Below are 19,102 nucleotides of genomic sequence, written 5' to 3'. Positions count from 1 at the left end.
GATATCGTCGATGTCAGCGGTGAACGCCTCGTCATAACCTTCGCCGATGACGACCGCGAAATCCTGCTCCTGCCGGTCGGTCAGCATCTTCATTACGGAAACCGCCCGCGTCGGCGAGAAGATGGCAAGGGCGCAGGACTTGGGCGGCATCACCGCGAAACCGTGATTGAGATGGCTGCCCTCGACACCGGCAACGACACGGGCGTTCGCGCAGAGGTGAGCGATTTCATCGACGCTCGCATAGCTGGGATCGATAATCTGGAAACCGCGTGTGCGTTCAAGCCGCTCGGCGATTTGCCATTCGTTACGCAGCACGCGCGGATCCCCGGTATTGCCCCGCAGAAGAAACACGCCCGGGTGGTCGGGCATGGCATCACGGGCCCGCCGGTTCCGAATGGCATCGGCGCGACGACGCTTGTGCCGATTGTTGGAGGCATCATCGAAGACGTGGAGTTCGCGAAACCATGCGCTCGACCCACGCTCCGGGACCATGCCCAGCCGGTCCTCGTAATCGGCTTTATGGCCCGTCCGCTGGCCGATGGTGAACGGGTGTCCGGTTTCCTCTGCCAGTCGATAAGTGGGGCAGTCGTTTGCGAGCCATAACCCAAACCAGCGGTTGCCCATCCAGCTTTCGTAGATAGACGCGGTGTCGAACTCGCGAGCAGGCCGCGCCGCAGGCGTCCATCTGGCGCGCCGCTGCAGGGGCCGAACGGCGCCTTCGGCATAGAGAGTGCCGTCGCTGAGCAGCACGTTCTTCAGGCGGTAGCCCATCGTCGCGGCCTGCATCGACGCGAAGCCGCCTTTGAAGTCGCGCAGGACCTCTTCCACAGAACCGAATTCCGAGCCACGTATACGGTCTAGTTGGCCAGGTAGACAGATTGCCGGACGCACCGTCACTTCGGTTCCGGGTGCGATCTGCCAGGATTCGATGGCAGCGGAGATCAGTTCGGCGCGGGGACGACGCAGCAGCTTGCTGAACGCGGATGCGGCGGGCCGAAGCGACATGCGAGGCGCGACTGACGACTTTTGATCAAATGTCCGCCCGCTCGGGGCCGAATCCTGGGAGAGATACATGCAAATACTCCGGCTGTGCGTATGCCAGTCAAGCACACACAACGCGCAAGAAGTATTCGTAATATTAAGACCACTCCGTCTTTAGCATTTGGCTTTCGAGAGGTACAATTATTTCCAGATGATTGCTGAATGGAAACATAGTTAATCACATTGAACGGGGACGGCCCAAATTGGAGGGGCGGGTGACAGAAGCAGGAGCTTTGGGAAGCCTCTCGAAGACTAAACTGAATGCAAACGAAGCTTGCGCAAAAGTTGCGGCGCCAATTCTTGCTCATTTACTGATATCGTCCGAACCTATCGCAGCGGCTAGGCACCCGAGTGCCCCCTATGGGTTGTGCCTCTCGCCACACCTCGCCGTGACACCTCGCATACCCGGTTAATGGCTTCCATCGCCAGTCTCATCCACTCGCTTCCACCATTTAGACACGGGCCGCCGCCATCGTCGCGTATGATCGGTGACCGGCGCCTGAAAACCGGCGCCGGGGGGCCATGGCGTTGAGCGTCAGACAGGGCAGGGCCAGGCACACAGCCGGCGTCGGCTTGATCGACTTGTCCTTCGCTGCCACGCGCGCAGCATCGAGCACCTCGATCGCATGTCGGTTCCTTCGGTGAAAAGAGGGTGCGGGAATCGCTATTTCTACGCCATACCGATTTCGGAACAAATATGGAGCAAATAGGTTGGTCCCAACTTCGCAATGCAGTGATTATCGCCATGGCTAGCTCATGAAACAGGACTTCACCAACCTGTGCATCAAGGTAGAGGGTGGCAAATACCGAGTTCGACATGAAGTCGGCTTCGAAATGCGGTTGGAGGTTTGGCAGACCGCGGGCGGGCCGCTGATCGCGGTATTGGCGACGGACGTAGAGACGCGCGAAGCGTTGTGGAACCTGGTGACGAGATGGATATGCGCTGCGCCGCGATGGACGCCTTTGACTGTGCCGAACGAGCGCGGTCGATGCTGAGGGATCAGCTTAAGTGGAAATATGTCAGGGAGGTTCCATGAAGACCACGCTCGAACGCGCCGCACGGGCTCTCTGCGAACTCGATGGTCAAGCCACCGATGCGAAGGTGGGCCCGAAGTCGATGTGGCAGGACTACCTGCCAGAGGTCCGGGCGGTCTTCGAAGCCATCCGGCATCCATCTCTGGATCTCGTGGCGACCGGCGGTCAAATTGAGGATCTCGGGGGCACACCGATCGGCGCGCTACGTGCCGAAGCAGTGTGGGTCAGCATGATCGAGCGAGCGCTGACGAAGCCATCCTGAGACTAGCGGAACTGCCTGAAACCCCCGCCCTATCCCGGTTACGGAGATCCCCGCTACCGGCGTAGCTGCCCACCCGAGCGCATCCAGAGTTCTCTGAGCGTCAAATCGGGATGCCGGAACTTGAACCGGTCATGCAGTTTCTTCCCGGGTTGATTGTCGCCGCTGGGAAGAAGGGCAGCGTTCCCGCGGCGATAAGCGAGCGCGGTGGAGCGCGACCTCTACCGCGCTCGCCCCGGCGGCCACCCTAGACGCCGTGCTGCAATCGTAATTCGTACCGATCCAAAACACTTACCCAGCTTGTTTGCTCTTGTGCGTTGTTATGAGGCCCGCTTACCCTTCAACGGACGAAGTGTGTTGCGGCTTGCGGGGCCGGCGCAGCCGTCCCGTTCGCTAGCTCGAGACGAACGTGGCAAAAGCGTTGCTTCGGCAGTTGCATCCGCAATTGTCAGGCGCGCCCATGAAAGGACCCAAAAACGAGCTATTCTGAGGCAGAAATTCGGAATCTCTCGAGAACCGTCACAACGCCGGGACTTTCCGTTTGAATGGTGAATCCTCAAGCTTCCAAAACCATGAACGTTGGCAATTGAATTGACGAGTCTGTGTAGACATACAGAGGCCGCTCACGCCGTTTCAAGAAATTCTTGAAACTTCCACAATTTGGAAGTATCTCGAATTTTATGAGCGCACTTGCTGATCAGGTCACACAGTCAAGCCTTGCTGAACGGATCTTCAGCGAAGGCCAGCTTGGTGAGCTTCTGGGTGGCAGCGATGCCCGCCGCTATGCTCTGGTACACAGGGCGCTAAAGGACGGTTCGTTGATCCGTCTCAAACGGGCCACCTATATGCTGGGCCGGCGAAGCAGTAACGATGCCGTCCATCCCTTTGTCGTGGCGCAGGCGCTCCTGCCAGGCAGCTATATCTCCTTTGAAACAGCCCTGGCCCACCATGGCTGGATTCCAGAGGCTGTTTTCACCACGGCTAGCGTTTCACCGGGCCGCAAGACGATTACGTATGATACGCCATCCCTCGGGCGATTCAGCTTTCACCCGCTTGCACTCCAAGAATACCAATTCCTAGCGAGCGTGGATCGTGAAAAGTTCGGCAAGCTCACGGCATTTGTCGCGCAACCCTTACGAGCACTGATCGATCTTGTCGCTTTGCGCAAAGAGCATTGGGCAGGTCTGGACTGGCTCACCCAGGGCATGCGGATCGACGAGGACCGGCTGCGATCGCTCAGGCGCAAGGATTTCATCGCGCTCCGGCCCGTTTACAAGCACAAGGCCGCCAACGTGTTCCTCCGTTCACTCGAAGAGGCCATTCTGACGACCAAAGGACGTCTGACGGATGATTGAAATTATTCAGGATAAGCTCCGCCAGTATGGAGCGACCAACGCAGTTGAGGAAGAGAATGCGACCAAGGAAATCGTCCAGGAGATTGCTCTCTATGCGCTCTGGCGTGGCGATTTTTTTGATATCGCTCTTTTCCAGGGTGGCACCAGCCTGCGCATTCTGCACCGCCTGCCCAGATTTTCCGAAGACCTCGATTTCATGCTCCGGTCACCGAACCCCGAGTTCGACTGGGCTCCCTATCTCAAAATTCTGGTCGAGGTATTCGCCCAGTTCGGGTTGAAGCTCGATGCCCAGCCCAAGGAGAGGATGGACAGGGCGGTTCGGGAAGCCGTGCTCAAGGATGAGTCCATCGCGAGTCAGCTCGATCTGACCTTCGCAGGCACGGGACGCCGCAGGACGATCAAGATCAAGCTGGAGATTGACACTAATCCGCCGCCCGGGTCAGGCGAAGCCACCACCTTTCTCGATTTTCCTTCCGATTACGAGGTGCGGCATCAGAATCTTCCTTCCAACTTCGCGCTGAAAATCCACGCGCTGCTTTGTCGGGGCTATCTGAAGGGCAGGGATTGGTATGATTTCTCCTGGTATGTCTCAAAAGGGGTGTCTCCCAAGTTGACGCATCTCCAGGCTGCCCTCATCCAGGCAGGCCCATGGGCAGGGGAGGAAGATCTCGAGATCGACATGGCATGGCTGGCGGACACGTTGCGGAGCAATATAGCCGCTATCGACTGGAAGGCCGCCGCCGATGATGTCAGGCGCTTCCTGCGCCCGGCGGAGGCAAAGTCGTTGGAATTATGGAGCGACCGCTTCTTCCTCGCGAAAGTTGAAAAAATGGTCGGGGAATGACTCTTTTGTCCGAAAATATGGGTCGGCATCGGCATTTCAGTCATCCAGCGGTCCATCTGCAATGATAGATGATCCTGCCAAAACCGACCGCCTTGTTGCAGAAATGGAAACCTCGCTTCCATTGCAAACCAGACTGTCGCCGAAGGTCCAAAGCATGCTTGCGAAACAGTCGCCTAAATCGGCGATCTGGACAGGTGCATGATCACAAAAAAATCTTCTACATGGGCGAAGAGTGTAATATATTTTGTGGTCTGAAAATCGGCGGACCGGATACTAAAGCCCCCTTCTTCGTATCCATAATCATCTTATCTTCAACAGACGTGGCGCCATATCCCGCCAGATTGAAGCCGATCATCGGCACCGCGCCAAAAACCTCAAACAACAGCATGCGCGCGATCACTGACGGCCAGTATGATTTATCGAGCCGATGCGCGCGGCTCAGGTAATGCTGCCAGCCATTCGATGAAACGCCCCTTCCGAGCATACAGCTCGCGGATTTCGTAATCGAACCGTGCATCCCAGGTCGGATATCTCGACTCCAGCCCGTTAAATACGACAACCGCCGGTACAGATTACAGAAGTCTTCGTCGTCGTGACCGGATCAAGTTGCGATCTATGCGCTCGTCAGCAGCTCAGCACACTTCCAGCTGTTGATCTTCAGGCACTCGGTCAGGCGATCAACGAGACGGTGATTCATACCGGCAGCCTGCATCCCACCACGAACTTTCATTGCTTCGCCGGGTAACCGCGCCGCCATTTCCCGAATTCGCCCGAAAACCTTTACCGGATCGAGGGCGACCTCCTCGCACAACTTTTCCCAGTTTCGCATCGAGATCTCGCGAAGTCGGTATTTTCCGCCGATCTTCATCGCCAGCTTGATGCGCATGGGGTCGAAATCATCGTACGGAAGGATGCTGGCAACGTCGTACAAAGGCGCTAGCCGGACCTGCCCGGCCCCGGCATTAGCATCGAGTAATTCTTGGCGTGCGCATCGGACCCCGCGATCAGCCAGTTGAACGCGATCGCGTCGACGAACGTCCCTACATCCTCGTCCGGCTCGCTGGAGTTTTGCCGAAGCAGTTCGACGATCCGGCGGGTTCCGGGTCCGCCTTCATTTTCGTATTTCATAGTCGGCAAGATACCGCCGCCTGGCACATATCTTCCTGGTGGACCCGGATGACGCCGCGCGCCGTGACCTGACGATCGTACCGCTCCGTGACGAAGGCGACCTCGTCGCCAAAGCGGACGACTCTCGACGTCGCCGCAGGCAGTCCGAGCGCACGGGCAAGGGCGAGGCAGAAATGCTCGTTCTCCGCGTGCCCGTCGAAATCATGCCTGGGAGGCTTGAGAATATGGGTCGTAGGAATTCGCCCGCTGGGCACACCCCAGCGCCCGGCCTGCAGCAGCAACGCCGTTTTCGGCTGCACCCCGGCCAGACTGAACTGGCCGACGTCACCAGCGCGACGCCATGCCGAATGATCGGATTTCAGGGCGCGCAGGCGCTCGGCGATCCCGGCCTCATCAAGCCACGCAATGTCGTCGCCTCCACCTTCGAGGACGGCTTCGACACGCTCAGGTCGCACGAACTGCACCGCGCCCGCACAGTCCTCGCCAACCTGCGAGATCAGGGCAAACGCATTGCGGGCCGACACCTGGAAATTCTTTGCCCACCGGGCCAGTACGAGCTCGTTGTCGGGGAGCAGTCCCCAGATGTAGGCCTCGATGCTTTCGTGGGGATGTTCCAGGGCGGCAAGCGGCATGGACAGCGACAACGGATAACTCCCCCGCGTTTCCCGCCAGACCGCATCGTAGACAAACTCGAGCTTGCCGCGTTCATTCTGCGTTACCCGGCCGACCGGGCGTCCAGACAGAAATACGATGAGTTCCTTGCTCAAGATGACGGACCTCGTGCGTTGCGGACGATCGAGCTGATGTCGACGGGCTCAAGCTCGTTCGATTGAGGGGCGGCGGGCCCGTCGGTGCCGATCCGGATTTCGACTCCGAGGGCAGCAAGCGCCTTCATGACCAACCCGATTTCGGCACGTGGCTTCCCGCCCTCGATTTCCATGACCCAGCGGCGGTTGACGCCGATCAAGGCAGCAAGCTGCGACTGGCCCAGTTTCTGGTGCTTGCGTCGGTCCCGAATGAACGTGCCGATTTCCTCCGGAGTATGAACCAGCATTCGAGACCTCGTGTGAGCAATCGGTGGCTCTGTGAAAATAGCACCGAACGCTCACTTCGTATCGATGATACCGTTCACTCACAAGAGAAATACGACAGGGCTGCTCGAGTACGACGGGCCGACGCCATCAGGCGGTAACCTCACCCGCCGTAAGGGAAACTGCCTTTCCGCCATCGCGAAGTGAATCGAGATAGTCGCTCCAACACTGGTGCATCGCGACCCGTTCATCCCAGTACCGGCCCCGATTGTATGTCCCGCGGATCGTATCCTTGTCGGCATGGGCCAAAGAGCGCTCGATGGCGTCGGGGCTCCACTTCCCGCTCTCGTTGAGCAGCGTCGACGCAGTAGTGCGTAGGCCATGGGCGGTCAGTTTGGCGGCCGAATAGCCCATTCGCCGGAATGCCTGGTTCATCGTGTTTTCGCTCATGGGCCGCCGCGAGGTGTGGAAGGCCGGAAAGACGAACCCGTCTGGCCCGGTCAGCGTTGCAAATGTGCCAGGATGTCGAGCACCTGACGCGAGAGCGGAACCGAATGAGCACGACACATCTTCATTCGCTCGGCCGGGATATGCCAGACCGCGTTCTCGAGGTCGAATTCGGGCCATACCGCTTTGCGCAGCTCGCCAGGACGGGCCATGAGATGTGGGGCCATTTGGAGCGCCAGGCGGGTCACGCCATGGCCCGAGTAGGCATCGATGCTCCGCAGCAGATCGCCAACCGCCTCCGGCTCCAGCAGGGCACTGTGATGCTTGGGCTTGGGCTTGGGCTTGGGCTTGGGCTTGGGCTTGGGCTTGGGCTTGGGCTTGGGCTTAGGCGCGATCAGGGCGCCGCGCAGGACCGAGGTTGGATCGGTTTCCGTTCGCCCCGTCGCCGCGCCATAGCGGAATACCGGCTGGCGAAAGAACGGCAGCGGCGTGCCGTTTCATATTTGCCCCGCGCCTCCATGCGCTTGAGCGCGCTGAAGATGTTGACCGGCTTGAGGTCAGCTATCGGCGAGCGATATCGGCTCCAGCTGTTCGAGCAACCAGTTCGCCTTCCTCGTAATCGCGGTGGCCCGCCCCTCGTTGACCATCTTGTCGATGTATTCCCTGGCCACGTCCCCGAAGGTGTTGGCGGCCTGATACCGCGCAACCAGCTTGCTGCGGCGGCGTTCCGCCCCCGGATCGACGCCGTCAGCCACCATCAGCCGCGCCTCGTCGCATTTCCGCCGGGCATCGCCGAGCCCTACGTCGGGATAGCGGCCCAGCGCGATCCGCTTTTCTTTGCCCAGATGGCGGTACTTGTAGCGCCAGAGCTTTGAACCGCTGGGGTGGACCTCCAGGTAGAGGCCACGGGCGTCTGCGCACTTGTAGACCCGGTCGCGCGGCTGGAGGGCGCGAATTGCAACATCGGCGAGAGCCATAACCATTCCTCCTTTTCAGGTGGTTCCGGTCCAGCGCTTCCGAAGCGGCGGGGCTCGTCATCCGACCCCATGGGGCCATGAAAAATCAGCGGGCATGATGGCCCACTGCCATGGCCCCAAACGGGGTGAGATGGCCCCAGATCGCTTCGGATGATTTGAAACAGAACCAAGGACAAAGTGGCGGAAATCCGCCAATTTGTCGATGGTTTTGGGATCCCCTGAGAGGGGAAATGGTGCCCAGAAGAGCTTTCGGCCGGGCGACCTAAGCGATTGATTTCGCAGTAAAATCATAGACTTGCGAAGTCGCCGGGAGCAACTTTAGCATGCTTTCGATTTGTGGAAAAGGCTGGACGTAGATGGACGGGTCGCCTCTGGTCGCTGCGTTCTTTGATGCGCGTCCGGGCCTGGGACAAACCCGCCATTCGTGATCATCATGCAGATGAGCGGCAGGTTTCGGCGAACGCGGACGTTCGCGGTTTTGCGGCAATCGGCCTAGGATGGGCAATTCTTGGCCGATTATGGACTGACGGCTTATGGAACGGAGGAGCAGATAGCTGCCTGTCGTCTATCGGGGTGGGGTGCGACCACAACTGCCGGGGGGCAGGTCAACGGCCATGTCGCGGGGGAGCGCAGGTCAGCGCTCTCCCCCGGCATTTAGCTTGGCGCTCAGCGAAATGTGGGAGTTCTATCTCGCACAAAAAGCGGACATCGATTGCTACTTTGCGGCAAGCAGCCTTGCTTGGGAAATAAGGTCAATCGCGGCCTCTCTGGTCACGATCCCTGTGTAGCGCGCGATATTGCCGCAGAAGCCCCCCACGCGCCCCGGTCGCTCAACCTGCGCGACCAGCGGAGTTTTCACTATCGAACCATCTGCCTTTGTGACGATTGCTTCAGCCGTTAGCCGGACGCGGTTCTTGCACGCAGTCTGGAGATCGCTTTTGCCCATGCAACGGAGCAGAGTCGAACCCGACGTCAAGCGAAGAGAAACGTTAGGAAACGTCGTGCCCTCGGCAGCCAAGGACGGCGAGTGGCTGGCTTGGGCGACAAGGTCTTGGAGCAGAACCGACACGGGGTTCTCGATGTGGTAAGCTTGACAGTATATGCTGGCGGTGATCACCCGATGGTCCGCAGCGGTAGGCGTTTCCAACGCAATATTCGGCCCTGGACCGAGGGCAGGCGAGAACGGTCCGGGAATTCCTTGGTCGAGGGCAGCCGCATCAATTGCGGAAATGTCGGTCAGGTACTCGACCGTCCGTGCGTTTGCTGGGCAAGTTGAGAGCATCGCGAACAGAACCGCGGCTGCGCCGCCCACCCGAAGGAGGGCGACGGATCGGCCTGCATTAAGGGCCGACATCAAGCGCCCGTGGAAGACTTGGAGGCAGCTTCAGCGGCTTTATCGGCCGCTTTGACACGCTTTTTCCAGTCTTTCTTCGTGCTGCCGGTGAGAATGCGTGAGCTTTCCAGCGCGAACTCCTCAACGAGCTTCTCTCGGATGCCGCTGCCGCGCATGGCCAATCCCGCAAGACCGCCATGGCTATTGACCACCTGCACGTAGAAACTGCCGAGTTGCGCCTGCGTGACCGGATCGACGACCGCTACTTCTCCCGAAAGCTCGTCGCTGCTGCCCATTAGCAAAGCCATTCCGGCATTGGCGGTCTTGATGTTCTCGATGGTCACGACAAGATCTAGCGCCTTGCCCCCACGTTCCTGGGTCAGCCCCCACTTACGCGTGACGTCCTGCATCACAGCAGGCATCATCGCGGCAAAAGGCACACCGGAATACTGATCTGCCGGAATGGTGTTTTCGCTTTCGGAGTAGGCTGCAAGTCCTGATTCAGCCCGCTTCTCGGTCGCTTTGGCTTCCAGTTCTGCCATCTTCTTTGTGGCCGTATCTGCCACAATGACCTTCACGCCGTTGATGTAGTTGTGATCCACAATCTCAGCTGGCAGCTGTTCGATGACGGTACGCTGTTTGGCCGCTACCGGCGTTACAAATGCCGGAGCGGAAAGAGCTACGAACATGCTCGCGGCGAGAACGATTTTTTTCATGATTGCCCCCAATACGAAGCGGGTGCCCCCCGTTTCTCAATCATTTCTGTCGCTGCGGTATAGCTATGTCAACTAGGGAGCCGCAGGGCGTTTTTAGCCGGGCACTTTCGAGATAAAAACGTTGCAACGCCGCCATTCCGCTTTCCGAGTTCGCCACGATGTCGATTAATGGCTTAGATGGGTGGTTAGTTGCCCTCGGAAGCCGTTCGACGTTGCCGGAACCAAGAAACAAACAGGACGAGTGCAGAGAGTGAGCCAGTCATCAACGAGCCATAATAGAATGTTCGCCAATCAACGGCTAATCCCGTGAAAGCGGCTGCGCAGTGTGCGCCAGCGGAGGCATACAGGATGCGTTCGGCAATCTTCATGCCAAGAGAATGGCTGTGATATTCGACTTCTGCAATGGGGCGGCTGCCGCCGAGCTGCTTTCGGACTGATATCGTGCAATCTGCCCTTCCAATCTAGAGCGTGTCCACACGCAGCTCTGTGGGCTTTCGGACAGTCCGCCTATATAGCTGACCACGGAAAGCCGCATATGGAAATCCTCAAAACACAAATGGTGTGGGAATGAGTTATACGATTTTTTTCTTCGCCATGGCGGCATTTTATATCGTTGTAGGTTACACCGGGCCATATGCGCAGTGGTGCCGCTATATGCTGGGGCTATCTAAAGAGAATAAAAAAGACGATGTAGCAGCATTACTATGGAGCAAACATAAGGCAGACATATTAGATTCATACTATATCGGTGGATCGATTTTTGCTTCGTTGATATCATCGTTTGTAATGAATACCGATCTTATAGCTCCGATAGCGAAGGTAATAATAGCTGTGCCGATATCGTTCATTCCACTTTCTCTTTTATGCTGGAGAATACATTTCTTTTGGGCGAACCGACCTAAATAGAGAGCGTCGTGAGTCATGCGACGGCCACTTAGGGGCGTAAGCTGCCTTTCCGCCTTCGGGAACGCTTTTTGCGTTCGTGAACGGCAAAGAAGGGTGGCAAGCGGACGTTGCCCTCAGCCATATCCGATAAGATTGGCTACCAATCCGACGCCCATGAACGAAGCCACCGGCAACAGGATCATCATCCTCGTCCGCCTGAGCCCGCGATTGAAGAAGACCCCGATTGTGAGTGGCAGTATAAGCATCCATACCACGTGAAGTCCCGATTTGAATCCAAATATCCAAGCCAGCCATGCGAAAGTGGCGGAAATCAAGAACGTCACTACAAGCTGCAATGCGACAGATAGCGCTGTCGAATTATCCAAGCGAGATTGTCCTATCACGTGATCCCCCATTTGTGGGTCCATCCTGCGCTCACCCCCAAATGTCTGCAAGGGGGCGTCTCCGATCAGGCTGTTTTTCTTGGGAAGCAGCGGAAACCGGACAGGCCCCTATCGAGCGGGTCCCTCGGCGTCCTGAGGGGCCGGAAGGGGCGAGACCGGATAGACGCCTTTTCAGGGATCGGTTTTGCTTGCCGCTCTCGGCATGCGGTTTACTCTGAGTACCTATTACAAGGAGGTCTATGATGCGCTGGTCTGTGTCTATCCTAGCTATTGCGCGATGCCTTCAGTGACATTCGCCGCACCTGCACCGCCCCCGCCGCCGGGTGTGACCGAACTTGCGTCGAAAATTTCCGATACCCTCACGCCAGCAACATTCGATCAATATGCTTCTCTGTTTGCCGACGACGTTAAAGTCTACTCAAATGAGAAGTTGTTAGCTGGCAGTAAAGCAGAGTGGCTGGTGATCGCTCGAAAAATATCGGAAAAATGGTCAATCACCAAAATTGACTCAGCAATTGACCCAAGCAGCGTGCTAATATCGGAAACCGTCAGCAGCATTGCCCCGTACCGGCCGGGGGTTATATCGGACTGCTGTTATTGGGCGCGAGCTTCGAGGTACAGTATAAGCAGTTCGAAACTCATAAACGAAGTGCGTTTTTTGGAAAGCGGTAGCTACTGGCGCTCATTTACAAAAGCGCGGTGAGCGCGACAATGACCGCTAAGGGGCGTGTCAGGCACGTCGCTGATCGGCGATTTTGGGTGGTTAGTTGCCGCGAAACGTGACACCGTTGGGACCTTTACTCAGTGGAGGTCGGCCCTCGTGCTCAAACAGGTTTTGGTATCGCTCTCGATCTTCCTCACCGGCCATGTGCCCGCGCAGGCATGTTCGATACCGAATTATGACCAAGAGAGGGAACAAGAACAGCGGGCGCAAGGAATTGCGAACTCCGGCGTCGTGATCGACGGCATCGTCATTCAGGGTTTTGACGCACGTAGGCACAAGCCCGAGATCATCAAAGCGATTAAAGTCTACATTGGTGACCATAACAGGGGCACCTTCCTGATTTCCAGAACCAAAGGAGAACTTGGCGTGGACGAGGAAGGTGTTATTACTCCGCCTCCAATATGCGGAGTTTCCGGTCTTCAGCAAAAGTACTGGAAGCGTGGAGAAAGGATCACCCAGGTCGCGTTGATCCCCGTGACGTATCCTACCGAGGGTCCTACTGCCTTCTATTTCGATCAGCCACTGTCGTCGCCTAACGACGTCGCCCGAAGGGCACAGGAATTAGCTAAAGCGAACGGACGCCTTCGCGTACCACTAGGAGGTACTGACCATAGTGTTACTCGATAGCACTTTCAGGTTTCAAAGTATTCGGCTCTATCCGTGCATACTTCAAGGGATCAGTTCCGTTGAGGGACGGATGACCCTATGCGGAATGCTGTGGTTGGGGCGTCTGCCAACGGGCAGCTTTTCTATTGTCAGACGGGCCGGTCCAACCTGAACGAACGACCGCTTCCGAGCAACGAAGATGAGCCGCTGTCTGACGATAATGGGCGCAGACCCGAATGGCGGGTTTTAGGGTAACCCGACATACGCGGCTCCAAGCCGGAATGGCATAAGTTGGTCGGACATAGCCACGAAGCGCCGATCACCGATGGCCCCTGCGGTGACGAATGAGATGCCTCAGAAGGTCATCGTTGGACCGTGCCATGCCATTCAAATCATTGGGTATCTGGACGCCGGTAAACCAGCTCGCACCTGAATGACGGGATGGTTCGAGTCCTTTTGGCATTCGGCTGCTCATGTCCGAAATACACCCACAAATTTCGGACAATGAGCGATGCCCTAGGTGGTAATCATGCAGCCGGTTCGTTCAACGAGCGCTGGAGCGTTTCGACGGTTGCGAGAACGTCATCGAAGTCGGGCACATCGCCGAAGATCATGCCGGCCATGGCACCATAGTCGCGGCGAAGGTCAGCGATCATCGCATCGGTCGGCATCAGGGAGAAGCTACCGGGCTCAGCATGGGCAAGATCAAGGTCGCGGCTGTTGAAGAACATCCGGGCGTGTGCGACGCAATCCCTGCCGAGCGCGGGGTTAGCCATCGCTGAAGCGCCCGTTCCGGCGATCATCAGTTGGTGCACGTCGTAGTAATGGCGCGAGACGCGCTGGCCACCCGCACGCAGAACCTGCCGGGCGTCGAACCAGCGGCGCAGGCCATGGAGTATGACGACCTTGTCCCAGAAGGTGCGTTCCGCATCGACGATGGTCACGTTGGCAACCGTCAGATCGAGGGCGGGCAGATCGTCAGCGAGATAGGGAATGACGCTGTGGCGGGCATGAGGGTCGAGAGCGGATTTGGCCCCGGATTCTATTTTGACGGCTTTGCGGATGTAGCCATCGGACTCGGCGGTCACGCTTGGATACCAAAGGAGAATGCTCTGGGCGCTTTCATCGTCCCGATCGAGTTCGACCTTCGCGCCTGCCATGCCCTCGCCAACTGCATCGGCTAGAGTCTTCGAAAGCTGGGCGAGCAGGTCTCCGCCTATGAAGGCCTGGCATGCCGCCTTGATGGCGTCGAGCTTTGCCTGTCGATTCTTACCGGACATCTCCTCCAGCGCCTCGACGCTTGCATCTTGGCCGATGTCTTCACGAAACACTGTGATGTCGATGTCTTCGGAGAAACGTTGAATCAGGCCGAAGCCCTTCGACAGCGACGTGCCCCCTTTGAACAGGAAGCGCGGGCCGTGGGACGCCGGACCATTGAAAAGCGCATCGAGCGTCCAGCAGACCCAGAAATCCTTCTCGATATTCTGGGGCGCAGTGCCGAGCCGCTGCCCGGCGCCGATAAACACATCCCGTCGATCCGTCGGGTCGGCCGCAAGGAACTGGGCGTAAGCGGGATTCATTGTCATGCTCGCTTGGTCTTCGGACGGTTGGCTGACGCGGTAGCCGGCATCGTATCGCGCAGGAGATTCTGCATCCAGAGCGGGAGCGTCAGCATATCGGTCTGAAGGTCGTTGACGATGTCGGCGCCGTGACCGGGGTGGGCGAAGATGTTGCGCAGACGCTTGGCAACATCCGGATCGGTATCGCCCCCGGCGTCGTGCAACCAATGCAGGGCCTGCACGACCCGCATCGCTGGTCGCCCAGCCCAATGAAGCCGACTTGGCGCAGTGGTTTTGAAATCGATCTTGAGGTTGCCGAGCGTGATGGGCTTCAACCTCGCGTCCGTGTGGACGACGATACGAGCAGGGACGGCATCGGAGAGTCCTAGATCGTTGGCTGCGGTTACGCCATCGACGAGGATACGGGCTTGGTCCCGGCGAGCCAGCGCATCGATGACAGTGCGCGGATCGGGATTCGTGGGCTTGCCCGTGAGGGAGTTGAGTTTCGGCTTGTCATAAAGCCCGCGGGCAATCCTGCGGACTTCGCCGTTGCGGGTCAGTCGATGGAGCACTTGGTCGACGGCATCGCGAGAACCGAGGTCGAGAAAGTCCTGCGGCGTCCAGACCGAAGGCACGCCGCCGGAGACCATCCGGCTCGTTATGGCACTTTTGAGATCGAGACCCGGCCCGCGCATGGCAATTCCTTTGTCAGAAGCGTGTATACGCAATTCTGACAAACCACAATTAGTTTGTCAGATACATGACGCGAATTTCTGACAAATCACAAGAGGGGCTGGCGGCGTCGGAACGCAGCGCCATGTCGGAAATAGCTGGACGAACGTGGACGTTGATAGACGAACACGGACTCAGAAGAGCTTTCTGAGGCGCCGCCTAAGCGGTTGATTTCTCAAACAAGAGCGGGGAAAAGATATCGCCACCAATGGGTGTGCTCATGCAGTTCCTTAAGCATGGCGATCACTTGACGGGACAGCGGCACCCGGTGCGGCCGCCGCATCTTCATACGTTCGGCAGGAATGAACCAGATGGCTTCGTCGAAGTCTATGTCGGTCCATTCGGCTTGCCTAAGCTCGCCGGGACGGAGCAGCACGTGCGGGGACAAGCGCAGCGCCATCACCGTCACCTTGTGACCGCTGTATCCGTCGATGGCCCGCAGCAGCGCACCGACCTCCGACGGCTTGGTAATGGCGGCGAAATGCTTGACTTTTGGCGAGGCGATTGCACCACGCAAGTCCGCGGCAACATCCTTGTCGCATCGCACCGTCGCGACGCCATAGCGGAAGACGCGGCTCAGCACGCTTCGCATGCGCCGCGCGCTTTCATAGGCGCCGGTGGCTTCGACCTTGCGCAGGACTGCAAGAGCTTCGTGCGGGGTGATCTGCGCGATGGGGATACTGCCGATGACCGGGTAGGCCTTGGCGAGCAGCCAGCGGATTTTGTCTACCGTTACTGGGGCGAGGCCATCTCGCTCGCATTTGACGAGCCATTCCTCCGCCACCGCCTCGAAAGTGTTTGCAGCGGCATACTTGGCGGCGATCCTCGCGCGCTTTTTCTCAAGCGCCGGGTCGATCCCTTCAGCAACCTTCTTCCTGGCTTCGTCACGTCGGGCACGCGCATCTGCGAGGCTTAGTGTTGGCCACCCCCCAAGATGAAGCTTCTTCTGTTTGTCCAGAAAACGATAGTTGAAGCGCCATAGCTTCGAACCGTTCGGCTGGATAACGAGATAGAGGCCTTGGGAATCGGAGAGGTTCCAGGCTTTCGCTCGAGGCTTGGCGGCGTTGATCTGAATGTAGGTCAGCATGGTCGTTTTCCCAGCAAGGCCGGGTCGATCCGAGGGCAACAAAAAGGACCACATTTTGTGGTCGCTGCTGTTGCCCTTAGCTGGATTTCGCCGGACGGTGTCTGGCGATTCTCTGTCGGAAAATGCTGTGAAACCGGCCGCTTACCGGACGCCTCTGGACGAATCCAGAGGCGTCAGTGGTGCCCAGAAGAGGACTCGAACCTCCACGCCCTTGCGAGCGCCAGCACCTGAAGCTGGTGCGTCTACCAATTCCGCCATCTGGGCACGGTAGCAAGGGGGCGAAGCGCCGTCCCTGCTGGGTAGGAGGGCGCCTCTACGCAGCGGCCGCAGGCTTGTCAACACTGCAAGGCGCAACAATTTTCGCTGCGGACGATTGCTTAGGTTTACATGCGAGGCGAACTGGCCGGTTGCCCCTGCCCCGGCCTTGTGGCAGGGGCGATTTCAATGTGCTGCAGCGCGGGATAGTCGCCCCGTGCGGCGACGGAAGGACCGAATTCTGACCATGAGCCCCAGCCCCGTTATCGACACCACGAACGCCCTTTACGGCAAGATCGTCACCGTCCTGGGCGGCAGCGGCTTCGTCGGTCGGCATCTCGCGCAGGAACTGCTGGCGCGCGGTGCTCGCCTGCGGATCGCCAGCCGCTATCCGAAGAAGGCCTTCACGATCCGGACGTTGGCCAACCTGGGCCAGGTCCAGTTCGCCGGGGTCGACGTAACCAAGCCCGATTCAATCGCAGCCGTGCTGGCGGGCTCGGACGCGGTGGTGAACCTCGTCGGCGCGTTCGGCGGCAATCTCGACGCCGTGCAGGGCAAGGGAGCCGGCGCGATCGCCGCTGCCGCCAAGGTAGCGGGCGTCAGCGCCTTCGTCCATATTTCGGCGATCGGGGCGGATGCGCGCTCGGACATCGACTACGCCCGCACCAAGGGCGAGGGCGAAGACGCCGTGCGCGCCGCCTTCCCCGAGGCGACGATCCTGCGCCCCTCGCTGATGTTCGGCCCCGATGACCGCTTCGTCATGATGTTCGCCGAACTGATCTCGCGCATGCCAGCGCTGCCAGTGTTCGCCCCGCAGGCGAAGCTGCAGCCGGTGTTCGTCGACGACGTGGCAGCAGCGATCGGCAATGCCCTCGCCGATCCCGAGACGCATGGCGGCCGGACCTACGAGGTCGCCGGCCCCGAGGTCATCACCATGATTGAATTCAACGAACGCATCGCCGCCGCGCAGAGCCGCTCGCGCAGTTTCGCGCAGCTGCCCGACATGGTGTCCGGCCTCATCGCCAGCGCCACCGGCTGGCTGCCGGGTGCACCGATCAATTCCGACCAGTTCAAGTTGCTGAAGGCCGGCAGCGTCGCTAGCGGCACGCTGCCCGGCATCGCCGACCTCGGCGTCACGCCGCGCCCGCTGGGGCTGTTCCTCGACCGCTGGATGGTGCGCTTCCGCAAGCACGGCCGCTTCGGCGCCAAGCACGCGGCGTAAGCATCCGTTCGAGAATGGGTTCGCCCATTCTACGGCACCGGCCCGCGCCCTCACCGGGCCGCCCCACAACAGTACTCTGTGGGTGGCCGGCCGGGGGAGCAGGCCCGTGCAGCATTCCAGATGCGCCCTTCCGCGCATCTGGAGGAATAAAGTCAGCCGTCCACTTCGGCGTAGTGGCTTGGCGGCTGGATCACTTCCATGCGCTCGCTCAGCAGCGGCCGGAACGAGGGGCGCGACTTCATCACCAGGTACCAGGCGCGGGCCTGCTCATGGCTCGACCAGTCGAGACCGCCCAAGTAGTCCGCCACCGAAATCTGCGCGGCGGCGGCAAGATCGGCGAGCGTCATCGTCGCGCCGGCAAGCCAGGGGCGGTTGTCGATCAGGTAGTCGATGTAATCGAGATAGTCGTGCGCGAGCTTCATCGATTCGCGCAGCGCCTTGGCATCCGGCGACTGGCGCAGCACGAGGCGCTTCTTCATGCGCTCGAGCAAAAGCGGGCCTGAGACATCGGCGTGGAAGTTCTCGTCGAACATCGCGATCAGGCGGCGGATCTCGGCGCGCTGCTGGGCGGTGCCGCTGATCAGCGGACTACGCTCGACGGTTTCCTCGAAATACTCGCAGATCGCGCGGCTGTCCGACAGGACGTGGCCCTTCTCGGTCTCGCGGATGACGGGCGTGCGGCCTGCCGGGTTCATCGCGAACAGCCGGTCCTCGCCCTCCCACGGCCGGGCGGTCTGGAGTTCGTAGGCGATGCCCTTCTCGGCCATGAGCAGCCGAACCTTGCGGCTGAAGGGGCAGAGCGGAAACTGATAGATGTGCCACATGCGGTTTCGATGCCAAAGCCGGGGGACAGCGTCCACCGACGGGGATTCGGGGCGGGGGCTAAACGCGTGGATAAGTCTCGCGGCTGCGACGGTCGGAGCGTCCGCCAAATATCGCCGCGACGCAACGGGCCGTAATTGACCTCACGCCGGGCCGGCGACAGTCTCCCGCCGCACGGCACGCGCCGCCATCCCAGGGAGACTTTCATGTTCAGCCACATCGCCGTCGGCAGCAACGACCTCGCCCGGTCCCAGACCTTCTACGACGCTACTTTCGCCGTGCTGGGCGCGGCGCCGATCATGTCCGACCCGGCAGCGGGCCGACTAGCCTATGCACACAAGGGCGCCAACTTCATGATCTGCACGCCGATCAACGGGGAGGCCGCGTGCTTCGCCAACGGCGGCACCATCGGTCTCGCCTGCGAGAGCCCAGAGCAGGTCGAAGCCTGGCATGCCGCCGGCTGCGCGGCGGGCGGTGCCAGCTGCGAGGATGCGCCGGGCATCCGCGAGTTCGCGTTTGGGCCGCTCTACCTCGCCTACCTGCGCGATCCGGACGGCAACAAGCTCTGCGCGCTCCACGCGCCGGGCCAATGACCGAGACACCGTGATTCAGGGGTATTGAACGACTATAACCGGGAGAG

Annotated in this window: 25 protein-coding genes and 1 tRNA gene; 9 read left to right on the top strand and 17 right to left on the bottom strand. The window is 59.4% G+C overall.

Annotated elements, in window-relative coordinates; all coding sequences use genetic code 11:
- On the bottom strand, positions 1–1,074 hold a 1,074-nt coding region (locus PMI02_RS12070), incomplete at its 3' end, for a glycosyltransferase family 61 protein (protein WP_007682969.1).
- Between the two features lie 723 nt (positions 1,075–1,797).
- Here PMI02_RS12070 and PMI02_RS27105 point away from each other — a divergent pair.
- The 4 genes from PMI02_RS27105 (at position 1,798) to PMI02_RS12055 (ending at position 4,534) form a co-directional block, all read left to right on the top strand.
- Positions 1,798–2,037 (top strand): hypothetical protein, encoded by a 240-nt coding sequence (locus PMI02_RS27105; protein ID WP_157222493.1) that lies wholly within the window; start codon positions 1,798–1,800, stop codon positions 2,035–2,037.
- Positions 2,038–2,074: 37 nt separating this feature from the next.
- The gene (locus tag PMI02_RS12065) at positions 2,075–2,338 is read left to right on the top strand and encodes a hypothetical protein (protein WP_007682968.1); all 264 of its coding nucleotides are present in this window, start codon (positions 2,075–2,077) and stop codon (positions 2,336–2,338) included.
- A gap of 677 nt (positions 2,339–3,015) precedes the next feature.
- Positions 3,016–3,690: a hypothetical protein gene (locus tag PMI02_RS12060; RefSeq protein WP_007682964.1), complete on the top strand. Its 675-nt coding sequence runs from the start codon at positions 3,016–3,018 to the stop codon at positions 3,688–3,690.
- Positions 3,683–4,534, top strand: a complete 852-nt coding sequence (locus tag PMI02_RS12055) for a nucleotidyl transferase AbiEii/AbiGii toxin family protein (protein WP_007682962.1) — start codon at positions 3,683–3,685, stop codon at positions 4,532–4,534. Before PMI02_RS12060 ends, PMI02_RS12055 begins: the two co-directional genes overlap by 8 nt.
- 217 nt (positions 4,535–4,751) lie before the next feature.
- Here the strand turns inward: PMI02_RS12055 and PMI02_RS27100 are convergent, their stop codons facing one another.
- The 11 genes from PMI02_RS27100 to PMI02_RS27085 all read right to left on the bottom strand — a co-directional run bounded on the left by PMI02_RS27100 (position 4,752) and on the right by PMI02_RS27085 (position 10,534).
- A complete protein-coding gene (locus PMI02_RS27100; RefSeq protein WP_157222492.1) occupies positions 4,752–5,051 on the bottom strand; it encodes a hypothetical protein in 300 nt (99 codons plus the stop codon).
- Positions 5,052–5,147: 96 nt separating this feature from the next.
- Positions 5,148–5,420 (bottom strand): hypothetical protein, encoded by a 273-nt coding sequence (locus PMI02_RS27715; protein ID WP_202948626.1) that lies wholly within the window; start codon positions 5,418–5,420, stop codon positions 5,148–5,150.
- A 50-nt stretch (positions 5,421–5,470) separates the two neighbouring features.
- Positions 5,471–5,662: a HipA domain-containing protein gene (locus tag PMI02_RS28180; RefSeq protein WP_007682960.1), complete on the bottom strand. Its 192-nt coding sequence runs from the start codon at positions 5,660–5,662 to the stop codon at positions 5,471–5,473.
- Entirely contained in the window at positions 5,659–6,429 is a 771-nt protein-coding gene (locus PMI02_RS27705) for a HipA N-terminal domain-containing protein (RefSeq protein ID WP_007682957.1), read from the bottom strand. Before PMI02_RS27705 ends, PMI02_RS28180 begins: the two co-directional genes overlap by 4 nt.
- Positions 6,426–6,716, bottom strand: a complete 291-nt coding sequence (locus tag PMI02_RS12045; protein WP_007682955.1) for a helix-turn-helix transcriptional regulator — start codon at positions 6,714–6,716, stop codon at positions 6,426–6,428. Before PMI02_RS12045 ends, PMI02_RS27705 begins: the two co-directional genes overlap by 4 nt.
- Positions 6,717–6,843: 127 nt before the next feature.
- On the bottom strand, positions 6,844–7,143 hold the full coding sequence (locus tag PMI02_RS28380) for a tyrosine-type recombinase/integrase (protein WP_369751229.1): 300 nt from the start codon (positions 7,141–7,143) through the stop codon (positions 6,844–6,846).
- A 50-nt stretch (positions 7,144–7,193) separates the two neighbouring features.
- Positions 7,194–7,352, bottom strand: a complete 159-nt coding sequence (locus tag PMI02_RS28375; RefSeq protein WP_369751228.1) for a hypothetical protein — start codon at positions 7,350–7,352, stop codon at positions 7,194–7,196.
- A gap of 345 nt (positions 7,353–7,697) precedes the next feature.
- Complete coding sequence (locus PMI02_RS28370; RefSeq protein ID WP_007682951.1) at positions 7,698–8,117, bottom strand: Arm DNA-binding domain-containing protein; 420 nt, start codon at positions 8,115–8,117, stop codon at positions 7,698–7,700.
- 715 nt (positions 8,118–8,832) lie between these two features.
- The gene (locus PMI02_RS27090) at positions 8,833–9,429 is read right to left on the bottom strand and encodes a hypothetical protein (protein ID WP_162130157.1); all 597 of its coding nucleotides are present in this window, start codon (positions 9,427–9,429) and stop codon (positions 8,833–8,835) included.
- Positions 9,430–9,470: 41 nt separating this feature from the next.
- Positions 9,471–10,166: a hypothetical protein gene (locus PMI02_RS12030; RefSeq protein WP_007682947.1), complete on the bottom strand. Its 696-nt coding sequence runs from the start codon at positions 10,164–10,166 to the stop codon at positions 9,471–9,473.
- Positions 10,167–10,351: 185 nt separating this feature from the next.
- The gene (locus PMI02_RS27085) at positions 10,352–10,534 is read right to left on the bottom strand and encodes a hypothetical protein (RefSeq protein WP_157222490.1); all 183 of its coding nucleotides are present in this window, start codon (positions 10,532–10,534) and stop codon (positions 10,352–10,354) included.
- 199 nt (positions 10,535–10,733) lie between these two features.
- Here PMI02_RS27085 and PMI02_RS27080 point away from each other — a divergent pair, with 199 nt between their 5' ends.
- The 3 genes from PMI02_RS27080 to PMI02_RS27070 all read left to right on the top strand — a co-directional run bounded on the left by PMI02_RS27080 (position 10,734) and on the right by PMI02_RS27070 (position 12,806).
- Positions 10,734–11,072 carry a hypothetical protein gene (locus tag PMI02_RS27080; protein ID WP_157222489.1) on the top strand — a complete coding sequence of 113 codons (339 nt, stop codon included), beginning with the start codon at positions 10,734–10,736 and terminating at the stop codon, positions 11,070–11,072.
- Positions 11,073–11,657: 585 nt separating this feature from the next.
- Positions 11,658–12,158, top strand: coding sequence for a hypothetical protein (locus PMI02_RS27075; RefSeq protein ID WP_157222488.1), 501 nt, complete (start codon positions 11,658–11,660; stop codon positions 12,156–12,158).
- 117 nt (positions 12,159–12,275) lie between these two features.
- Positions 12,276–12,806, top strand: a complete 531-nt coding sequence (locus tag PMI02_RS27070; RefSeq protein WP_157222487.1) for a hypothetical protein — start codon at positions 12,276–12,278, stop codon at positions 12,804–12,806.
- A gap of 506 nt (positions 12,807–13,312) precedes the next feature.
- On the opposite strand, the gene PMI02_RS12020 is transcribed toward PMI02_RS27070, so the two are convergent.
- The 4 genes from PMI02_RS12020 to PMI02_RS12005 all read right to left on the bottom strand — a co-directional run bounded on the left by PMI02_RS12020 (position 13,313) and on the right by PMI02_RS12005 (position 16,427).
- Entirely contained in the window at positions 13,313–14,365 is a 1,053-nt protein-coding gene (locus tag PMI02_RS12020) for a nucleotidyl transferase AbiEii/AbiGii toxin family protein (protein ID WP_007682945.1), read from the bottom strand.
- A gap of 2 nt (positions 14,366–14,367) precedes the next feature.
- Positions 14,368–15,039 (bottom strand): DUF6088 family protein, encoded by a 672-nt coding sequence (locus tag PMI02_RS12015; RefSeq protein ID WP_007682943.1) that lies wholly within the window; start codon positions 15,037–15,039, stop codon positions 14,368–14,370.
- A 212-nt stretch (positions 15,040–15,251) separates the two neighbouring features.
- Complete coding sequence (locus PMI02_RS12010; protein ID WP_007682940.1) at positions 15,252–16,163, bottom strand: integrase arm-type DNA-binding domain-containing protein; 912 nt, start codon at positions 16,161–16,163, stop codon at positions 15,252–15,254.
- A 177-nt stretch (positions 16,164–16,340) separates the two neighbouring features.
- Positions 16,341–16,427, bottom strand: a tRNA-Leu gene (locus tag PMI02_RS12005).
- 238 nt (positions 16,428–16,665) lie between these two features.
- Here PMI02_RS12005 and PMI02_RS12000 point away from each other — a divergent pair.
- Positions 16,666–17,640: a complex I NDUFA9 subunit family protein gene (locus PMI02_RS12000; RefSeq protein WP_007682938.1), complete on the top strand. Its 975-nt coding sequence runs from the start codon at positions 16,666–16,668 to the stop codon at positions 17,638–17,640.
- A gap of 152 nt (positions 17,641–17,792) precedes the next feature.
- Here PMI02_RS12000 and PMI02_RS11995 read toward each other — a convergent pair whose 3' ends face one another.
- A complete protein-coding gene (locus tag PMI02_RS11995) occupies positions 17,793–18,464 on the bottom strand; it encodes a glutathione S-transferase family protein (RefSeq protein WP_007682936.1) in 672 nt (223 codons plus the stop codon).
- Positions 18,465–18,668: 204 nt separating this feature from the next.
- Here PMI02_RS11995 and PMI02_RS11990 point away from each other — a divergent pair, with 204 nt between their 5' ends.
- On the top strand, positions 18,669–19,055 hold the full coding sequence (locus PMI02_RS11990) for a VOC family protein (RefSeq protein ID WP_007682934.1): 387 nt from the start codon (positions 18,669–18,671) through the stop codon (positions 19,053–19,055).
- Positions 19,056–19,102: the final 47 nt, after the last annotated feature.

This window comes from Novosphingobium sp. AP12 (assembly GCF_000281975.1).
In the GTDB taxonomy this organism is placed as follows: Bacteria; Pseudomonadota; Alphaproteobacteria; order Sphingomonadales; family Sphingomonadaceae; genus Novosphingobium.
Note: the sequence above shows the minus strand (reverse complement) of the source record. Positions and strands in the feature narration are given on the sequence as shown.

Excerpts from the sequence above, each read along its gene's own strand:
- PMI02_RS27105 (WP_157222493.1), top strand. The coding sequence starts at position 1,798 with ATGAAACAGGACTTCACCAACCTGTGCATCAAGGTAGAGGGTGGCAAA.
- PMI02_RS12065 (WP_007682968.1), top strand. The coding sequence starts at position 2,075 with ATGAAGACCACGCTCGAACGCGCCGCACGGGCTCTCTGCGAACTCGAT.
- PMI02_RS12060 (WP_007682964.1), top strand. The coding sequence starts at position 3,016 with ATGAGCGCACTTGCTGATCAGGTCACACAGTCAAGCCTTGCTGAACGG.
- PMI02_RS12055 (WP_007682962.1), top strand. The coding sequence starts at position 3,683 with ATGATTGAAATTATTCAGGATAAGCTCCGCCAGTATGGAGCGACCAAC.
- PMI02_RS27100 (WP_157222492.1), bottom strand. The coding sequence starts at position 5,051 with ATGCACGGTTCGATTACGAAATCCGCGAGCTGTATGCTCGGAAGGGGC.
- PMI02_RS27715 (WP_202948626.1), bottom strand. The coding sequence starts at position 5,420 with ATGCGCATCAAGCTGGCGATGAAGATCGGCGGAAAATACCGACTTCGC.
- PMI02_RS28180 (WP_007682960.1), bottom strand. The coding sequence starts at position 5,662 with ATGAAATACGAAAATGAAGGCGGACCCGGAACCCGCCGGATCGTCGAA.
- PMI02_RS12045 (WP_007682955.1), bottom strand. The coding sequence starts at position 6,716 with ATGCTGGTTCATACTCCGGAGGAAATCGGCACGTTCATTCGGGACCGA.
- PMI02_RS28380 (WP_369751229.1), bottom strand. The coding sequence starts at position 7,143 with ATGAGCGAAAACACGATGAACCAGGCATTCCGGCGAATGGGCTATTCG.
- PMI02_RS28375 (WP_369751228.1), bottom strand. The coding sequence starts at position 7,352 with ATGGCCCGTCCTGGCGAGCTGCGCAAAGCGGTATGGCCCGAATTCGAC.
- PMI02_RS28370 (WP_007682951.1), bottom strand. The coding sequence starts at position 8,117 with ATGGCTCTCGCCGATGTTGCAATTCGCGCCCTCCAGCCGCGCGACCGG.
- PMI02_RS12030 (WP_007682947.1), bottom strand. The coding sequence starts at position 10,166 with ATGAAAAAAATCGTTCTCGCCGCGAGCATGTTCGTAGCTCTTTCCGCT.
- PMI02_RS27085 (WP_157222490.1), bottom strand. The coding sequence starts at position 10,534 with ATGAAGATTGCCGAACGCATCCTGTATGCCTCCGCTGGCGCACACTGC.
- PMI02_RS27080 (WP_157222489.1), top strand. The coding sequence starts at position 10,734 with ATGAGTTATACGATTTTTTTCTTCGCCATGGCGGCATTTTATATCGTT.
- PMI02_RS27075 (WP_157222488.1), top strand. The coding sequence starts at position 11,658 with ATGCGGTTTACTCTGAGTACCTATTACAAGGAGGTCTATGATGCGCTG.
- PMI02_RS12020 (WP_007682945.1), bottom strand. The coding sequence starts at position 14,365 with ATGAATCCCGCTTACGCCCAGTTCCTTGCGGCCGACCCGACGGATCGA.
- PMI02_RS12015 (WP_007682943.1), bottom strand. The coding sequence starts at position 15,039 with ATGCGCGGGCCGGGTCTCGATCTCAAAAGTGCCATAACGAGCCGGATG.
- PMI02_RS12010 (WP_007682940.1), bottom strand. The coding sequence starts at position 16,163 with ATGCTGACCTACATTCAGATCAACGCCGCCAAGCCTCGAGCGAAAGCC.
- PMI02_RS12000 (WP_007682938.1), top strand. The coding sequence starts at position 16,666 with ATGAGCCCCAGCCCCGTTATCGACACCACGAACGCCCTTTACGGCAAG.
- PMI02_RS11995 (WP_007682936.1), bottom strand. The coding sequence starts at position 18,464 with ATGTGGCACATCTATCAGTTTCCGCTCTGCCCCTTCAGCCGCAAGGTT.
- PMI02_RS11990 (WP_007682934.1), top strand. The coding sequence starts at position 18,669 with ATGTTCAGCCACATCGCCGTCGGCAGCAACGACCTCGCCCGGTCCCAG.